General features: G+C 74.0%; 19 protein-coding genes. 16 read left to right on the top strand and 3 right to left on the bottom strand.

Translation table 11 applies throughout. The features are described from left to right. Positions 1–60 precede the first annotated feature (60 nt). The 11 genes from ABD249_RS00315 to ABD249_RS00265 all read left to right on the top strand — a co-directional run bounded on the left by ABD249_RS00315 (position 61) and on the right by ABD249_RS00265 (position 9,136). A complete protein-coding gene (locus ABD249_RS00315) occupies positions 61–480 on the top strand; it encodes a phage holin family protein (protein ID WP_344339159.1) in 420 nt (139 codons plus the stop codon). Further along, a complete protein-coding gene (locus tag ABD249_RS00310) occupies positions 477–1,106 on the top strand; it encodes a DUF3618 domain-containing protein (RefSeq protein WP_344339157.1) in 630 nt (209 codons plus the stop codon). Before ABD249_RS00315 ends, ABD249_RS00310 begins: the two co-directional genes overlap by 4 nt. Before the next feature lie 146 nt (positions 1,107–1,252). Further along, positions 1,253–2,695 carry an ABC transporter substrate-binding protein gene (locus tag ABD249_RS00305; protein WP_344339154.1) on the top strand — a complete coding sequence of 481 codons (1,443 nt, stop codon included), beginning with the start codon at positions 1,253–1,255 and terminating at the stop codon, positions 2,693–2,695. Between the two features lie 75 nt (positions 2,696–2,770). Continuing rightward, positions 2,771–3,481 carry a hypothetical protein gene (locus ABD249_RS00300; RefSeq protein WP_344339152.1) on the top strand — a complete coding sequence of 237 codons (711 nt, stop codon included), beginning with the start codon at positions 2,771–2,773 and terminating at the stop codon, positions 3,479–3,481. Continuing rightward, a complete protein-coding gene (locus ABD249_RS00295) occupies positions 3,478–3,690 on the top strand; it encodes a hypervirulence associated TUDOR domain-containing protein (RefSeq protein ID WP_344339150.1) in 213 nt (70 codons plus the stop codon). The genes ABD249_RS00300 and ABD249_RS00295 overlap by 4 nt, the downstream gene beginning before the upstream one ends. A 79-nt stretch (positions 3,691–3,769) precedes the next feature. After that, on the top strand, positions 3,770–4,576 hold the full coding sequence (locus ABD249_RS00290) for an SDR family NAD(P)-dependent oxidoreductase (RefSeq protein WP_344339148.1): 807 nt from the start codon (positions 3,770–3,772) through the stop codon (positions 4,574–4,576). A 4-nt stretch (positions 4,577–4,580) separates the two neighbouring features. Beyond that, entirely contained in the window at positions 4,581–5,330 is a 750-nt protein-coding gene (locus ABD249_RS00285) for an alpha/beta fold hydrolase (RefSeq protein WP_344339146.1), read from the top strand. A 45-nt stretch (positions 5,331–5,375) separates the two neighbouring features. Then, positions 5,376–5,585 carry a hypothetical protein gene (locus ABD249_RS00280; protein ID WP_344339144.1) on the top strand — a complete coding sequence of 70 codons (210 nt, stop codon included), beginning with the start codon at positions 5,376–5,378 and terminating at the stop codon, positions 5,583–5,585. A gap of 291 nt (positions 5,586–5,876) precedes the next feature. Next, positions 5,877–6,260, top strand: a complete 384-nt coding sequence (locus ABD249_RS00275) for a hypothetical protein (protein WP_344339141.1) — start codon at positions 5,877–5,879, stop codon at positions 6,258–6,260. A gap of 129 nt (positions 6,261–6,389) precedes the next feature. Then, positions 6,390–7,283 carry an SDR family oxidoreductase gene (locus ABD249_RS00270; RefSeq protein WP_344339139.1) on the top strand — a complete coding sequence of 298 codons (894 nt, stop codon included), beginning with the start codon at positions 6,390–6,392 and terminating at the stop codon, positions 7,281–7,283. 62 nt (positions 7,284–7,345) lie between these two features. Next, a complete protein-coding gene (locus ABD249_RS00265; protein ID WP_344339847.1) occupies positions 7,346–9,136 on the top strand; it encodes a glycoside hydrolase family 15 protein in 1,791 nt (596 codons plus the stop codon). 141 nt (positions 9,137–9,277) lie between these two features. On the opposite strand, the gene ABD249_RS00260 is transcribed toward ABD249_RS00265, so the two are convergent. Together ABD249_RS00260 and ABD249_RS00255 are read right to left on the bottom strand one after the other, a co-directional pair. Next, a complete protein-coding gene (locus tag ABD249_RS00260) occupies positions 9,278–10,003 on the bottom strand; it encodes a B3/B4 domain-containing protein (protein ID WP_344339136.1) in 726 nt (241 codons plus the stop codon). After that, positions 9,987–10,604, bottom strand: coding sequence for a helix-turn-helix domain-containing protein (locus tag ABD249_RS00255; protein ID WP_344339134.1), 618 nt, complete (start codon positions 10,602–10,604; stop codon positions 9,987–9,989). Before ABD249_RS00255 ends, ABD249_RS00260 begins: the two co-directional genes overlap by 17 nt. An 81-nt stretch (positions 10,605–10,685) precedes the next feature. Here ABD249_RS00255 and ABD249_RS00250 point away from each other — a divergent pair, with 81 nt between their 5' ends. Then, the gene (locus tag ABD249_RS00250; RefSeq protein ID WP_344339131.1) at positions 10,686–11,591 is read left to right on the top strand and encodes a dihydrodipicolinate synthase family protein; all 906 of its coding nucleotides are present in this window, start codon (positions 10,686–10,688) and stop codon (positions 11,589–11,591) included. 28 nt (positions 11,592–11,619) lie between these two features. On the opposite strand, the gene ABD249_RS00245 is transcribed toward ABD249_RS00250, so the two are convergent. After that, complete coding sequence (locus tag ABD249_RS00245; RefSeq protein WP_425546271.1) at positions 11,620–11,700, bottom strand: hypothetical protein; 81 nt, start codon at positions 11,698–11,700, stop codon at positions 11,620–11,622. Positions 11,701–11,726: 26 nt separating this feature from the next. Here ABD249_RS00245 and ABD249_RS00240 point away from each other — a divergent pair, with 26 nt between their 5' ends. The 4 genes from ABD249_RS00240 (at position 11,727) to ABD249_RS00225 (ending at position 15,191) form a co-directional block, all read left to right on the top strand. Further along, complete coding sequence (locus ABD249_RS00240) at positions 11,727–11,906, top strand: substrate-binding domain-containing protein (RefSeq protein WP_344339843.1); 180 nt, start codon at positions 11,727–11,729, stop codon at positions 11,904–11,906. 114 nt (positions 11,907–12,020) lie between these two features. Continuing rightward, complete coding sequence (locus ABD249_RS00235; RefSeq protein ID WP_344339841.1) at positions 12,021–12,968, top strand: aldose 1-epimerase family protein; 948 nt, start codon at positions 12,021–12,023, stop codon at positions 12,966–12,968. A gap of 56 nt (positions 12,969–13,024) precedes the next feature. Beyond that, entirely contained in the window at positions 13,025–14,023 is a 999-nt protein-coding gene (locus tag ABD249_RS00230) for a LacI family DNA-binding transcriptional regulator (protein ID WP_344339129.1), read from the top strand. Between the two features lie 172 nt (positions 14,024–14,195). Further along, the gene (locus ABD249_RS00225) at positions 14,196–15,191 is read left to right on the top strand and encodes an ABC transporter substrate-binding protein (RefSeq protein ID WP_344339126.1); all 996 of its coding nucleotides are present in this window, start codon (positions 14,196–14,198) and stop codon (positions 15,189–15,191) included. The last annotated feature ends 35 nt before the right edge of the window (positions 15,192–15,226 follow it).

The following is a 15,226-nucleotide window of genomic DNA, read 5'->3' as shown; positions in this document are numbered from 1 at the left end:
GGGCGCGACGGATCCGACGCTCGGAGGCGAGCAGCCCCGGCTCGACGGCGGGCGCCTGCCGTGACCGACCCGCAGCCGACGCCCTCGGAGCAGCAGGCGGCGAGCACGTCGCTCGGCGACCTGCTCGGCGAGGTGACGCGAGACATCTCCACGCTCATGCGGCAGGAGGTGGATCTCGCCAAGGCGGAGCTGAAGCGGTCCGCGTCACGCGCGGGCAAGGGTGCGGGCCTGCTGGGCGGCGCCGGGTACGCGGGCCTCATGGCCGTGCTGTTCCTGTCGATCGCGGTCTGGTGGGCGCTCGGCACCCTGATCGGCAACGGATGGTCGGCGGTCGTCGTCGCCGTCGTCTGGGCCGTCGTCGCCGGGGTGCTGCTGCTCCTGGGCCGCGCGCAGCTCAAGCGCATCGAGGGGATGCCGCAGACGGTCGACTCCGTGCAGCGCATCCCGGACACCGTGAAGAGGAACGAGGAGAACCGATGAGCACCTACGACACCTCCGACCCGGATGCCATCCGGGCGAGCATCGACCGGACGCGGGCCGAGCTGGGATCCGACGTCGATGCCCTCGCCGACAAGGTGAACCCCAGCAAGGTCGTCGACCGGGAGAAGGACAGGCTGCGCGGACGCGTGGAGGGCGTGAAGGATCGCGTGTTCGGCGCGGCCTCCGACGCGCGTGCCGCCGTGCGCGACGCCGCGGACTCGGCGGGCGGATCGCTCGGCGACGCACCGGACGCCGTGCGTCAGCGGGCCTCGGGCAACGCCGTCGCCGTCGGCCTCATCGCCTTCGGGGCGGGCCTGCTCGCGGCAGCGCTCGTGCCGGCGAGCAGCAAGGAGCGCGAGCTCGCCGCGCAGGCGAAGGAGGCCGCGGCGCCGGCGATCCAGGAGGCGAAGGACGTCGCCAAGGGCGCCGCCCAGGACCTCGCAGAGCCGGCGAAGGCCGCGGCGCAGTCGGTGCACGAGACGGCGACCGACGCGGCGCAGCACGTGCGCGAGACCGCGACCGACGAGGCGTCCGGCGTGCGCGACAGCGCGCAGCAGGCGCGCGACGAGGTGCGCTCGGACGCCGAGCAGGCGCGCGACGACGTGCAGGGCTCGACCGGCCGCTGAGCCGACGGGGACGCGGAGGGGCCGTCGCGGTGCGACGGCCCCTCTCGTCGTGCGGGGAGTGCGGGGCGGGCACCGAGCGGTGCTCCCGCACGCCGACCGCATCCGCCGACTTGCCGCGCCGACCACCGGCGCGGGATCGTAGGGTCGTGCGACTCTCCCGGATCGCGACCACGAGCGTCGCCTGCGCTGCCGCGTTCGCGCTCGCGGCGTGCTCGACCGGCAGCGATCCGGAGCCTGCGGCGTCGCAGGAGCCGACGGGGCCGTCGCTGCGGATGCTCGTCGACGGCACCCCCGCCGAGGTCGACGCGCTGCAGGCCGAGGTCGACGCGTGGAGCGAGGACTCGGGCTCGAGCGTGCGCATCGTGCTCGCGTCGGACCTCGAGCAGCAGCTCGCCGAGTCGTTCGCGAACGCGAACCCGCCGGACGTGTTCGCGCTGTCGACGACGATGCTCGAGCGCTACGACGGCTACCTCGAGGCGTACGGGCGGCTCGCGACCGCCGACGACCTCGTGCCGTGGCTGCTCGACGCCGTCGCCTCCGGCGGCGAGCTGCAGTGCGCACCGCGTTCGGTGGATGCGACGATGCTCGCGATCTCCGAGGACGCGTGGGCGGAGGCCGGCCTCGGCGACGGCGACGTGCCGACGACGTGGGAGCAGCTCGAGGCCATCGGCGCGCGACTGACGACCGACGACCGTGCCGGCCTCGCGATCGACCCCGACGCGGCGCACCTGGGCGTGCTGCTCGCGCAGGCCGGTGGCACGCTCGTCGACGAGGCCGGCGCCGCCGCCGATAGCCCCGAGAACGTCGCCGCGCTCGACCTCGTGCAGCGGATGGTCGAGGCCGAGACGCTCGCTTGGCCCGCCGACCTCGACGCGGGCTCGGCCGCCGAGGCGCTCGCGACCGGCGATGCCGCGATGGCGTACGTCGACCTCGAGGCGCTGCTCGCCGCCGAGGCCGCGGCGCCCGCGCCGTCCGAGGAGCCGAGCGAGGAGCCCGGTGAGGGCTCCGACCCCGACGCCCCGGCCGGCTCGGCCGAGCCGTCGGCGACGCAGGACCCCGCCGCATCCGACGACCCCGCCGCATCGGCATCGCCCTCCACCTCCCCGTCGGCGACGGCCGAGGACGATGCGGACCAGGACGACGCCGAGCAGGATGCCACCGACGCCTCCTCCCTCCTCGAGGGCGTGCGACTCGTGCCGCTGCCAGTGGGTCCCGCGAACGGCGCGACGTTCGCGACCGCGACGTGCTGGGCGCTGCCCGCCGACACCCGCACGGGCGACGAGGCGCGCGACCTCGTCGCCGCCCTCCTCGAGCCCGAGGCGCAGGTCGCGCTCGCCGACGCCACCGGCACCGTGCCCGTCACGACGTCCGGCGGCACGGCCTTCGCGGAGGCGCACCCCGAGCGGGCACCCGTGGTCGACGCCGTCGCGAGCGCCACGAGCCTCGAGACGGCGCTCGGCCCGCAGGAGGCGACCGACGCGCTCGACGAGACGCTCGCCACCCTCGCGTCGGCAGGCGTCGAGGCGGATGCGCCCGCGCTGCTCGCCGAGCTGCAGGAGCGTCTCGAGCAGCAGCTCGACGAGGGCTGACGCCGCGCACTGACCCGATCCGCACCTCGGCGCAAGCCGTTGGCACGGATGCCCTCGACGCGACACGCTCGATGCATGGCCGATCTGCACGTCACCCTCCCCTCCGGCACGGAGCTCGCGCTCTCGAACGCCGGCACCCCGTTCGCGAGGCACCTCGTGATCCTCTGCAACCCGCGCGAGGTCACCGGATTCGTCGATCCCGACCCGGTCGTCACGGCGCGCCACCCCGTGCACCTCGTCGTCATCGACCCGCTCGTCACCGAGGGCGGCGCGACGGTCACCCCCGAGCAGCAGGCCGACGCGATCGCCGAGTACATCCTCGAGGCGAGGCAGACCGTCGCCCGCACCGGCGGGCAGAGCGACCTCGACGAGGTCGGCGTCATCGGCTGGGGCACCGGCGCGCTCGTCGCGGCCTCCGTCGCGCTCCGGCACCCCGAGGTGGTCGGCAAGGTCGCGCTCGTCGCGCCCGACCTGGGCGTGGGCGCCGCCGCGCTGCCGACCGTCGCGACCGGCCCCTCGACGGGCACGGTCGACGACCGCCTCGCCCGCGGCCTCGACCGCGACCCCGACATGGGCGTGGTCTCGGACGAGGGCGCCGACTCCATCGCCGACCGTTGGGCGAAAGGCCCCGCGAGCGCAGCCTGGGTGCTGACGGTCGAGCCCGAGCGCACCGCCGACGACGAGGGCACCTCCGACCTCCAGTGGGCGACGGACGCGCTCGTCGGCTCGTGGGATCGCGTGCTCGACCACGTGCAGCAGCCCTTCCAGGAGGGCGAGGACCGATGAGCGACCTCTCGAAGGGCGACCGCGTGAGCTGGTCGACCCCGCAGGGCCGCACGCAGGGTCGCATCGTCGACCGGCGCACCAAGGACTTCCAGCACGACGGCCAGCACTTCACGGCCTCCACCGACGAGCCGGCGTTCATCGTCGAGTCGGAGAAGTCCGGCGCGAAGGCCGCGCACAAGGGCTCGGCGCTGCGGCGCCTGCAGGACTGAGCCGCATCCGGCCCGACGGGCCGACGCGGCGCACGCGCGCGCCATCGTGGCGTGCGCGGACATGACGACACGAGGAGACATGAGCATGGATCTGGGCATCGACGGCAGGCTGGCACTCGTCACGGGCGGCGACTCGGGCATCGGCTGGCACACGGCGCGGCTGCTGCTCGCCGAGGGCGCGCGCGTCGTGCTCACCGACCTCCACGCCGACCGGCTGGCAGACGCCGCCGACCGGCTCGAGGCCGACCCCGACCGGCTGTTCGCCTTCCCGGCCGACGTCACCGACGTCGCCTCGCTCGCCGCGCTGCACGCACGCGTCGCCGAGTCGGCGGGCGAGATCGACATCCTCGTGCAGTCCGCAGGCGTCACGGGCGCCCAGGGCATGTTCCACGAGATCGACGACGACGGCTGGGTCGACACGATCACGACGGACCTGCTCGGACCGGTCCGCCTCCTGCGGGAGTTCCTGCCCGACCTGCGCACCGGCGGCTGGGGCCGCATCGTGCTGCTCGCCTCGGAGGACGGCGTGCAGCCGTACGACGACGAGCTGCCGTACTGCGCCGCGAAGGCCGGCATCCTGGCGCTGTCGAAGGGCCTGTCGCGCAGCTACGCGAAGGAGGGCCTGCTCGTGAACGCGGTCTCGCCGGCCTTCATCCACACGCCGATGACCGACGCGATGATGGACAAGCGGGCCGAGGAGCGCGGCACGGATCGCGACGAGGCCATCGCGTCGTTCCTCGAGGAGGAGCGCCCGTACATGGAGCTCGGGCGTCGCGGCGACCCGGAGGAGGTCGCGGCGGTCGTCGCCTTCCTGTGCTCCGACCGCGCCTCGTTCGTCAACGGCTCCAACTACCGCGTCGACGCCGGCTCCGTCGCGACCATCTGACCCGATGACGCGTCCAGCGCTCGTCACGCTGCACGGCCTCGGGCTGTCGGCGCGCTCATTCGCGCCGATGCTCGAGCATGTGCGCACGCCGTTCGACGTCGTCGGCATCGACCTGCCCGGCTTCGGCGAGGCGCGCGACGAGCGCTGGACGACGGTCGACGCGCTGCGTGGCGCGCTCGTCGACCGCATCGCGCAGGAGGTCGGCGAGCGCGACTGGATGCTCGTCGGTCACAGCGTGGGCGGCAGGCTCGCGACGCTCGTCGCCGCGAGCCTGCGCGACGCATCCGGGCGCATGCCGCGGGCGATGGCGCTGCTCGCGCCGTCGCCGCCGACGCGCGAGCCCATGCCGGCGGCAAAGCGCGCCGAGATGCTGGGCTGGGCGCGATCGGGTCGCATCGACGCGGAGGCGGCCCGCGCGTTCGTCGACGCGAACGTCGGCGCACCCCTCGACGAGGCGCTCGACCGCGCGACGGTCGCGGGCGTCGCGGCGAGCGATCCCGCATCGTGGATCGCCTGGCTGGAGTCGGGCAGCCGCGAGGACTGGAGCGAGGAGGCGGGCGTCGTCGACGTGCCCCTCGTCGTCGTCGCGGGCGAGGCCGACGACGCGCTGGGCGCGGCGGCCCAGCCGGGCCTCCACGGCGCGACCTATCCGCGCGCCCGCTGGTGCGCCCTGCCCGGCACCGGCCACCTCGTCGCCCTCGAGCGACCGGCCGAGACGGCCGCGGCGATCGACGAGCGGTGGCGCGACGCCTGAGCCGCGTCCGACGAGCTCCCACCCTGCTGCGCATACGATCCGAGCATGGGACCGACCCCGTTCGACACGTTCATGTACTCCCTGCCGTACTGGCTCCCCATCGCGGTGGTCGGACTCGTGCTGCAGTGGCTCATCGCTCGCAGCGCAGCGACCTCGGCGCTGCGGAAGCACGACCGCGAGCGAGCCCGGCACGCATCGCCCGGTCCCGAGGATCTCGGTCCGCGCTCCGGCGCTCAGGCTCCGCCCCGGGGCTGACCTCCGCAGGCTCGCCTGGCACGCGTCCCGTCGAGGCGAGATGGTGTCGGCGCTCGAAGCCGAGGCGATGTGCGGCGAGCGGTCATCGTGCGCGGGCGCCCACCCGTCGCTTGGTCGCGATGGATCGATGAGATGACACCGCGGCGGCTCCCGGCCGCCTGATGTGCACCTCCAGTTGACGACATCGCTCGAGGACGGATCAGCACGAGGCTCCGGCGAGACGCTGTGGAGATGCGTCCTCGATCTCGCCTACCGAACCGTCCGGCGAAGGCCAGGCAGGGGGGTCTAGCGATGAGCGAGACGCGGCGACGGGCCACCGCCGCGCTGCTCTACGCAGCCGTCATCTCGATCGTCAGTGCCTTGCCAGGCGGCCTTCTGCTCACGGCGCCGAACTTCATCCTGGTGCTGACTCTGTTCGTGGTGACGTGGACGACGCTGGCCCGGCGCGGGCTGCTCACGGTTCTGGTCATGCTGACGGCTGGGCTCACCGTCGCGTCGGTGCCTGCATCGAGTGCCGTGTCGTGGTGGCTGGGCGGCGGTGTCGACGATCTGGCCGCGCTGATGCAGGGTCCGTCCGTCTCCGTCAGCACGGTGATCGCGCTGACCTCGTTCACCATCGCTACCGTCTTCCTGCGAAGGACAGACGGACCGCGGGCCAGGCACGTCTCGCGCTGACGAGATCGCGCCAGCACCCGAAGCCCGCAGGAGTCGTGGTGCGCCGCCCGAGCGTCGCGCACGGTTGCACCCGCATCCCCGCCGCGCAAGGGCGCGCGCCCGCACCGCAGGCTCCGTAGCGTCGAGGACATGGCTGACCAGTACACGATGACCGACCCGACCACGCTCTACGCCGACATCGACACCAAGGCGATCTCGCAGGACGGACCCGGCCTCGACGCCGACATGCGCGACCGCGCCGACCTCGGCGAGGAGACCTACCGCGGCTCCGGCCGGCTCGAGGGGCGCAAGGCGCTCGTCACCGGCGGCGACTCCGGCATCGGCGCCGCGACCGCGATCGCCTTCGCCCGCGAGGGCGCCGACGTCGCGATCTCCTACCTGCCCGAGGAGGAGGAGGACGCGCAGCGCATCGTCGCCCTCATCGAGCAGGCGGGCCGCACGGCCGTCGCCCTGCCGGGCGACCTCACCGACCGCGAGACCGTGCGCACCACGGTGCAGACCGCCGTCGAGGGCCTCGGAGGCCTCGACATCCTCGTCTCGAACGCCGGCAAGCAGCAGCACGTCGAGCGCCTCGAGGACCTCACGGACGAGCAGTTCGACGAGACGTTCAAGACCAACGTCTACGCGTTCTTCTGGCTCGTGAAGGACGCCCTGCCGCACCTGCCGGCCGGCTCGTCGATCATCGCGACGTCCTCGATCCAGGCCTACCAGCCCTCCGAGAACCTCGTCGACTACGCGACGACCAAGGCGTCGATGAACACGATGGCGAAGGCGATCGCGCAGCAGCTCGCGCCGCGCGGCATCCGCGTGAACGTCGTGGCGCCGGGACCGGTGTGGACGCCGCTGCAGACCGCGGGCGGCCAGCCGACGGATGCGCTGCCCGAGTTCGGCCAGCAGACGCCCATCGGCCGCGCCGGCCAGCCGGCCGAGCTCGCGCCGGCGTTCGTCTTCCTCGCATCGCCCGAGTCGAGCTACGTCGTCGGCGAGACGCTCCACGTCAACGGCGGGATGCCCACGCCGTGACCTTCGCGTGGCAGGTGGGCTCGGGCCCGCGCTGGCACGGCGGCGACGCCGTCGACGGCCCGATGGACGATCGGGACGCCGACGGCTATGCCGATCTGCGCACCTACGCGTCGATCGGCGACGGCCGCACCGTCGGGCTCGTCGCGCGCGACGGCCGCATCGACTGGCTGCCGTTGCCGGCCGTGGACTCGCCGCCCGTCTTCGCCGCGATCCTCGACGAGCAGTCGGGCGGCGTCGTGTCGCTCGCGCCCGTCGAGGAGAGCACGGTGCGTCGTCGCTACCTCGACGGCGGCAACGTGCTCGAGACGACGTTCACGACCGCCTCGGGCGTCGTGACGGTGACCGACTCGTTGAACACGGGACAGGCGGGGCGCCTGCCGTGGAGCGAGCTCGCGCGCCGCATCGACGGCATCGAGGGCCACGTGCGGATGCGCGGCGAGATCGCGCCGGGCACGCTGCTCGGCGACGCGTCGCCGTGGGCGAGCGAGACGGTGCACGGCACGGTGCTGCGCGTCGACGGCCTCACGCTCGCGCCGCGCACGCTGCACGACTCGGGCGTCGACGTCGAGCCGCGGCGCATCGTCGCCTGGTACGACACGTCGCCCGGCTCGCGCCACCTGCTCGGGCTCGTCGCCACGAACGACGAGCCGCTGCCGCTGCCCGACCCCGAGGCGATGGACGCCGGCATCGACCGCACCATCGAGGCGTGGCGGCGCTGGTCGCAGTCGTGCGCCTACGACGGGCCGTGGGAGGCGGAGGTCGCGCGCAGCGCCCTCGTGCTGAAGCAGCTCATCCACGGCCCCACCGGCGGCATCGCCGCGGCTGCGACGACGTCGCTGCCCGAGTCGCGCACCGAGCCGAAGGGCTGGGACTACCGCTACTCGTGGGTGCGCGACACCGCGTACTCGCTGTCGGTGCTGCTGCAGCTCGGCGTGACCGAGGAGGTGCACGCCGCCATGACGTGGATGCTGCGCCTCGTGCGCGCGGAGGACGACGCGACGGCCGTGCTGCACCGGCTCGACGGCGGCGACCCGGGTGACGACGTCGAGGAGCACGACGTGCCCGGGTGGCGCGGGGCGCAGCCCGTCGTCACGGGCAACCGCGCCGCCGACCAGCTGCAGCTCGGTGTCTACGGCGACATGTTCAGCATCGTGCAGATGTACGTCGACGGCGGCAACGTGCTCGACGCGCCCACCGGCAGGCTCATGACCGAGATCGCCGACCTCGCCGCCGACCGGTGGCGCTCGCGCGACGCGGGCATGTGGGAGCTGACCGAGCAGCGGCACTACACGACGTCGAAGCTCGGCTGCTGGCAGGCGCTGCAGCATGCGGCGCACCTGGCCGACGTCGGGCAGATCCCCGGCGACGCCGACCGGTGGCGCTTCGAGGCCGACGCGATCCGCGCGTGGGTCGACGAGCACTGCTGGTCCGACGAGCTCGGCGCCTACACCTGGTACGCGGGCGCCGATCGGCTCGACGCGTCGATCCTGCTGCATGCCATCAGCGGCTTCGACCGCGGTGACCGCATGCGCTCGACGCTCGACGCCCTCGAGCGCGAGCTCGGGCACGGTCCGCACCTCATGCGCTTCAGCGGCGCCGCCGACGAGGAGGAGTCGTTCGTGGCCTGCTCGTTCTGGATGGTCGCGGCGCGCGCGCTGTGCGGCCAGGTCGACCAGGCGCGCGAGCGCATGGACGAGCTCGTCGCGAGCGTGCCGAACGACGTCGGCCTCATGGCCGAGATGGTCGACCCGACGACGGGAGCGTTCGTCGGCAACCTGCCGCAGGCGCTCAGCCACCTCGCGCTCGTGAACGCCGCCGTCACCATCCACTCGGTCGAGCAGGGCGAGGGCTGACGCCGGCGGCCCAGGGCTGCTCGCGTCGCCCCCGCACGACGTCGTACGTCGCGCGGACGAGGCCGTCGTCGGTCGCGTGGCTGCCGCGGTCGGCGCTCGTGCCGATGGAGACGCGTCCGCGTCAGGCTCGACGGGGCGCCGTCATGCCTCGGCCCCGATCGTCCGGCGCGCGGCCACGAGTCCCGGGCTCGTGGCGCCCAGCGCGTCGAGGAGCGCGTCGCCGATCGCTTCGAGCCCGTCGTCGTCGACCGGCGCGAGCGCATCAACGATGAACAACGCGGATCGCGTCGTCGGGTGGAGTCGCGTGCGACGACCCTGGCGCCAGTTCCAACGACGGCACGTGACGCCCTGGTCGTCGCGCCAGACGACCTCGCCCACCTCGGGATGCTCGATCGCGTCCGCGCCGTCGACGCTCGTGTCGAACCGCTCCTCCCCCGTCGCGCGCACGAGGCGGGCCGGCCCGACGTACGCCGCGAGCGACTCGCCGCCGAGCGGCGTGCGATGCAGCACCGAGATGGCGTTGTAGACGTCGGTGAGCCGGTCGACGCGCGGCAGGCCCGAGGCGGCGGCGCGGCGCAGCAGGGCCTCGGCGCTGCTGCGCGTGCGCTGCGGCTTCGCGCCGAACGCGCGATACGCCTCGCGCCAGGCGGCGACGTGGGGGATCTCCTCCACCGGCCCGGCGGCGAGCGCGGCCGCCGCCGACGCCTCGGCCTCGATGAGCAGCGCCTCGCTGCGCGCGTCGCCCTCGCCCGGCTCGAGGCCGTCGACCGCGAGGAGGAGGGCGCGGTAGTCGGGGCGCAGGGCATGCACCTCCGCGGCGACGCTCGCGCCGTCGAGGATGCGCTGGAGGTCAGCGGTGGACGTCATCGTGGGTCTCCATCCGAGCGGTGGCCTGGGCGACGTCCGGCTCGAGCACCGCGAGCGAGAAGCGCGCCGTCTCGTCGGCGTCGTTGCGGTAGGCGTGGGCGACGTCGCCGGGGAAGGCGATCGCGTCGCCGACGGCGAGCACGTGCTCGGCCTCGCCGGTCTCGACGGTGACGGTGCCCGCGAGCACGTGCAGCACCTCGCGCGTGCCGTCCGCGTGGCCGTCGCTGCCATGCCGGTCGCCCGGGGCGAGCGTCCAGTCCCACAGCTCGAGCACGTCCGGAGGCTGGGTGCCGACGAGCAGGCGCGCGCTGCCGCCGTCGCTCGACCAGAGCACGGCGCCCTCCCCCGCCCTCGTGACGGCGACGGCGCCGCCCTCGGGCGGTGCGACGAGCGCGGGGAGGCCGACGCCGAGCGCATCCGCGATCGCCAGCAGCGTGCCGATGCTGGGATTCGCGTCGCCCTGCTCGATCGTGACGAGCTGCCGGCGGCTCACGCCCGCGGCGTGCGCGAGCTGCTCGAGGGTCCAGCGCCTGGCATGCCGCTCGCGCCGCACCCGAGCACCGAGGGCTGCGCGCAGCGTGCTTGCGGTCGACTGCACCATGCGTGCAGCATAGTGCACGACACGATGGACGACCGGGGACGAGACGATGGCCTGCACCTGCACCGCACGAGAGCGCCGGCGATGACCCCGAGCCCGCCGACCCTCACGGGGCTCTCCGCATTCCCCATCACCCCGCTGCACGACGACCGCGTCGACCTGGACGCGCTCGGCCGCATCGTCGCGATGCTCTCTGCGAGCGGCGTCGACGCCATCGTCGCCCTCGGATCGACGGGCTCGTACGCATCGCTCGACCGCGACGAGCGGCAGCGGGTGGTCGCCGCCGCCGTCGCGAGCGCGGGCGCCACGCCCGTGCTCGCGGGCATCGGCGCGCTGCGCACCTCGCACGCGATCGCCTACGCCCGCGACGCCGTCGACGCCGGTGCGCAGGGCGTGCTGCTCGCACCGCAGTCGTACCAGCCGCTCACCGAGGACGACGTCTACGGCCTGTACGCCGACGTGCTCGAGCAGGTCGCCGTGCCGCTCGTCGTCTACGACAACCCCGCGACGACGCGCTTCGCGTTCTCCGATGCCCTCTACGGCCGCGTCGCGAGCCTGCCCGGCGTCGAAGCGCTGAAGATCCCCGCCATCCCCGCGGGTGTCGCCGCCTCCGATCGCATCGCCCGCATCCGCGACGTCATCCCCGACCACATCACGATCGGCATCTCGGGCGACGCCTCCGCGCTCGACGCGCTGCTCGCGGGCGCCGACGCCTGGTGCTCGGTCACCGCCGGCACGTTGCCCGAGCCCGCGCTGCGGATGACGCGGGCCGCGCTCGCCGGCGACCACGCGCGCGCGGCCGCCGAGGCCAGCAGGATGGCGCGGCTGTGGGCGCTGTTCGCCGAGCTCGGCAGCTACCGCGTCATCGCCGCGGTCGCCGAGGAGCTCGGGATGGCCCGCCGCAGCAGCCTTCCCCGCCCGATCCTCGGCCTCGACGACGACCAGCGGCGACGCGTGCGGGAGGTGCTGGCGATGCTCGGGGCGCTCTAGACCGAGCCGGGGTCGATCGGGCGCATCGTCAGCTCGTCGGCATCCAGACGCGCATGGTCGACGGGCCGCGGCGAGCCCACGCGTGGTACGGCACGAGGGCGACCTCGATCGGCGGGCCGACGCTACGACAACTGGCTGCCGCTGTCGACGAACTCGCGCCCCGGGCTGTCGAGCATCGACGCGAACCTGCCCGAGCTCGGCAGGCAGGCGGCGCAGCGCGTGTTCGAGGCGATCGACGGCGTCGAGATCCCCCGCGGCGAGCATCACGTCCCCGTGCGGCTCGTCGTCCGCGGCTCGACCGTCGTCCGCCGCTAGCGCGGCCCCACGCCGGTGCGAGCGCCGCGAGTCGCAGGGCTGGCGACCTCGGCCGTCGTGGGTCCTATGCTCATGTGAGCGGTATCACGTTGCAAGGAGGCACCCGTGGATCCGATGGCGCGCATCCCCAGGTCCGGGACGAGGATCGATCTCGAGGCGGACGGCACGACGGCGTCGATCGCATCGATCGGCGCGAGCCTGCGGTCGCTGCGCGCGGACGGCCGCGATCTCGTGGTGCCGTTCGACGCCGACGTCGTGCGGCCGTCGTTCCGCGGCACGACCCTCGCCCCGTGGCCCAACCGCGTCATCGGCGGTCGGTACCGGTTCCGCGGAGTCGAGCGGCAGCTCGCGCTCACCGAGCCCTCGCGCGGCCACGCGCTGCACGGCCTCGCCGCATGGCGCGACTGGCGCGTCGTCGGCGCGGACGCGTCGAGCGTCGAGCTCGCCCTCGAGATCGAGCCGTCCGACGGCTACCCGTGGCGCCTCGACGTGCGCACGACGTACGCGATCGTCGGCGGCGCGCTGACGCAGCACGTGCGGGTCGAGAGCCTCGACGACGAGGCCGCCCCGTGGGGCACGGGCCCGCACCCCTACCTCGTCGCCGGCCCCTCGCCGCTCGAGACGTGGACGCTCGAGCTGCCGGCGAGCGCGGTGCAGACCGTCACCGACGAGCGCCTCGTGCCCGTCGCGCTCGAGGACGTCGCGATCGACGCGGAGCGCTTCGACTTCCGTCGCGCTCGCACGCTCGGCGACGTGCGGATCGACCATGCCTTCACCCGTCTGACCCGCGACGAGGAGGGCCTGGCGACGGTCGTCGTCCGCGACCCGGGAGGCTCGGGGGTCGCGGTGCGCTGGGACGACGCGTGCCCGTGGGTGCAGATCCACACGGCCGACCTGCCGGGCGAGGATCGCGCGCTCGGCCACCGCGCCGGGCTCGCGGTCGAGCCGATGACGTGCGCCCCGGGCGCGCTCGACGAGGACCTGCTCGGCTACGAGGCGGGGGTCGTGACCCTCGAGCCCGGGGCGGCGCACGAGGCCTCGTGGACGATCGTCGCCGCGTGAGCGGCGAGGCGCGCTACCGTCGAGCAGAGGCTCCCGTCGACCCCGGAGGCGAACGCATGACCAAGCGGCCCCGGCCGAACATCCGCGACGTCGCAGCCCTGGCGGGCGTCTCGCACATGACGGTCTCGCGCGTCATCAACGACCACCCGAGCCTGCGCGACGACACCCGGCGCCGGGTGCGCGCGGCGATGGAGGAGCTCGACTACCGCCCGAACAGCGACGCTCGCGCACTCGCGAGCAGGCGCACCGACCGCATCGGCGTCATCATCGACAGCCCGGCGCAGGTCGGCCCGGCGAACACGATGCTCGGCGTCGAGCAGGCGGCCCTCGCCTCCGGCTACCGCGTCTCGACCGTCACGGTGGGCACCGACGGCCGTACGGGCTCGCGCGCCGCGCTGCAGCACCTCGGCGCGCAGGGCGTCGACGGCCTGTGCGTCATCGCACCCCGGTCGTCGTCGCTCACGATGCTGCGCGAGCTCGACCGCGGCATCCCGACGCTCGTCGTGACGCCGACGCCCGACGACGGCTACCACGCCGTCGCCGTCGACCAGTCCGGTGGCGCCGGGATGGCGATGGACCACCTGCTCGAGCTCGGGCATCGTCGCATCGTGCACCTGGCGGGTCCGGACGACTGGCTCGACGCGCGTGCGCGCCTCGACGGCTACCGCGCGTCGATGGCTGCGGCAGGTGCGCCGGCCGAGGTGCTCGTCGGGGACTGGACGGCCGACTCCGGCTACGCGCTCGGCGCGACCCTCGACCCCGGGGTGACCGCGGTGTTCGCCGCGAACGACCAGATGGCCCTCGGGCTCGTGCACGCGCTCGCCGACCGCGGCATCGACGTGCCCGGCGACGTGAGCGTCGTGGGCTTCGACGATCTCGCCGACGTCGCGCACTACCGCCCGCCGCTCACGACCGTGCGGCAGGACTTCTCCGCGCTCGGCCAGCGCGCGATCGAGACGCTCGTGGCGGTGATGGCCGGCCACGCCCGCCCACGCATCGCGACCATCCCCGCGTCGCTCACGGTGCGCGCCTCCACGGCGACGCCCTCGCGCTGAGCGCGCCCCGCGCAGGCCGAGCCCTCGCAGGCCGAGCCCTCGCCGAGGGCACGGACGCCATCGGGGGTACGTGATGCGATCGTGACTTGCGCTGGGCGATGTTATCGGTAACATCGACAGCACGAGAGGGGCGATCGGCCCCTCCGCTGCGGTTCCTCAAGGGAGAGCGACCATGTTCAAGAAGCACATCGTCAGGGCGGTCGCCACGGCTGCCGTCGTGTTCGGCGGCATCGGCCTCGCCGGCTGCAGCGGCGGCGGCGACGGCGGAGGCGGAGGCGCCGAGGGCGACCTCGTCACCGTCGGCTTCGTCGCGGTCGGCCCGGAGGGCGCGTGGCGCGAGGCCAACGAGGCCAACATCCAGGAGACGTTCACCGAGGACGCCGGCTACGACCTGCGGTACGCGCCGGCCACCAACCTCGACCAGCAGTCGCAGATCGACGCGTTCACGTCGTTCGTCGACGAGGGCGTCGACGTCATCCTGCTCTCGGCCACCGAGGGCAGCGGCTGGGAGGCGTCGCTCGAGCGGGCGCAGGAGGCCGAGATCCCCGTCATCCTCATCGACCGCGGCATCGAGCCGAACGACGACAGCCTCTACGCGACCCGCATCGCCCCCGACAACATGGTCGTGAGCGAGAGCGTCGCGGAGTGGGCGGTGTCGGCCTTCCCCGAGGGTGCCAACTACTTCGTGCTCGAGGGCCCGGCCGGTGTCTCGGTCGTCAACGAGCGCAACGAGGGCTTCCAGTCGGTCATCGGCGAGGATGACGCGTTCGTCAGCCTCGGCGCGCAGACCGCCAACTGGTCGACCGAGGAGGCTCGCAGCGTCATGGAGACGGTGCTGCAGGCCAACGACAACGACGTGCAGTTCGTCTTCGCGCAGAACGACGAGATGGGACTCGGTGCCGTGCAGGCGGTCGAGGCCGCGGGCCTGACCCCGGGCGTCGACGTGCAGATCGCGACCATCGACGGCACCCGCCCCGCGCTCGAGGCGCTCGCCGCCGGCCAGCTGAGCTTCGTCGCCGAGTACAACCCGCTCTTCGGCGAGACGGCCCTCGAGGCGGTCGAGACCGTGCTCGACGGCGGCGAGGTCGACTCGTACATCATCGTGCCGAGCGAGACGTTCGACTCGCCCGAGGCGGCCGAGACGGCACTGCCCGACCGCCAGTTCTAGGCACACCAGGACCCGGGCGGCCGGTGGGAAGCGAC

It is taken from the genome of Agrococcus versicolor (assembly GCF_039531815.1).
GTDB classification, from domain to species: Bacteria; Actinomycetota; Actinomycetes; order Actinomycetales; family Microbacteriaceae; genus Agrococcus; species Agrococcus versicolor.
Note: the sequence above shows the minus strand (reverse complement) of the source record. Positions and strands in the feature narration are given on the sequence as shown.

What these genes read in the sequence shown, in the direction of transcription:
- ABD249_RS00285 (WP_344339146.1), top strand. Translation starts at nt 4,581, where the DNA reads ATGACGCGTCCAGCGCTCGTCACGCTGCACGGCCTCGGGCTGTCGGCG.
- ABD249_RS00225 (WP_344339126.1), top strand. Translation starts at nt 14,196, where the DNA reads ATGTTCAAGAAGCACATCGTCAGGGCGGTCGCCACGGCTGCCGTCGTG.
- ABD249_RS00265 (WP_344339847.1), top strand. Translation starts at nt 7,346, where the DNA reads ATGGACGATCGGGACGCCGACGGCTATGCCGATCTGCGCACCTACGCG.
- ABD249_RS00250 (WP_344339131.1), top strand. Translation starts at nt 10,686, where the DNA reads ATGACCCCGAGCCCGCCGACCCTCACGGGGCTCTCCGCATTCCCCATC.
- ABD249_RS00295 (WP_344339150.1), top strand. Translation starts at nt 3,478, where the DNA reads ATGAGCGACCTCTCGAAGGGCGACCGCGTGAGCTGGTCGACCCCGCAG.
- ABD249_RS00260 (WP_344339136.1), bottom strand. Translation starts at nt 10,003, where the DNA reads ATGACGTCCACCGCTGACCTCCAGCGCATCCTCGACGGCGCGAGCGTC.
- ABD249_RS00270 (WP_344339139.1), top strand. Translation starts at nt 6,390, where the DNA reads ATGGCTGACCAGTACACGATGACCGACCCGACCACGCTCTACGCCGAC.
- ABD249_RS00280 (WP_344339144.1), top strand. Translation starts at nt 5,376, where the DNA reads ATGGGACCGACCCCGTTCGACACGTTCATGTACTCCCTGCCGTACTGG.
- ABD249_RS00310 (WP_344339157.1), top strand. Translation starts at nt 477, where the DNA reads ATGAGCACCTACGACACCTCCGACCCGGATGCCATCCGGGCGAGCATC.
- ABD249_RS00255 (WP_344339134.1), bottom strand. Translation starts at nt 10,604, where the DNA reads ATGGTGCAGTCGACCGCAAGCACGCTGCGCGCAGCCCTCGGTGCTCGG.
- ABD249_RS00275 (WP_344339141.1), top strand. Translation starts at nt 5,877, where the DNA reads ATGAGCGAGACGCGGCGACGGGCCACCGCCGCGCTGCTCTACGCAGCC.
- ABD249_RS00235 (WP_344339841.1), top strand. Translation starts at nt 12,021, where the DNA reads ATGGCGCGCATCCCCAGGTCCGGGACGAGGATCGATCTCGAGGCGGAC.
- ABD249_RS00290 (WP_344339148.1), top strand. Translation starts at nt 3,770, where the DNA reads ATGAGCATGGATCTGGGCATCGACGGCAGGCTGGCACTCGTCACGGGC.
- ABD249_RS00230 (WP_344339129.1), top strand. Translation starts at nt 13,025, where the DNA reads ATGACCAAGCGGCCCCGGCCGAACATCCGCGACGTCGCAGCCCTGGCG.
- ABD249_RS00300 (WP_344339152.1), top strand. Translation starts at nt 2,771, where the DNA reads ATGGCCGATCTGCACGTCACCCTCCCCTCCGGCACGGAGCTCGCGCTC.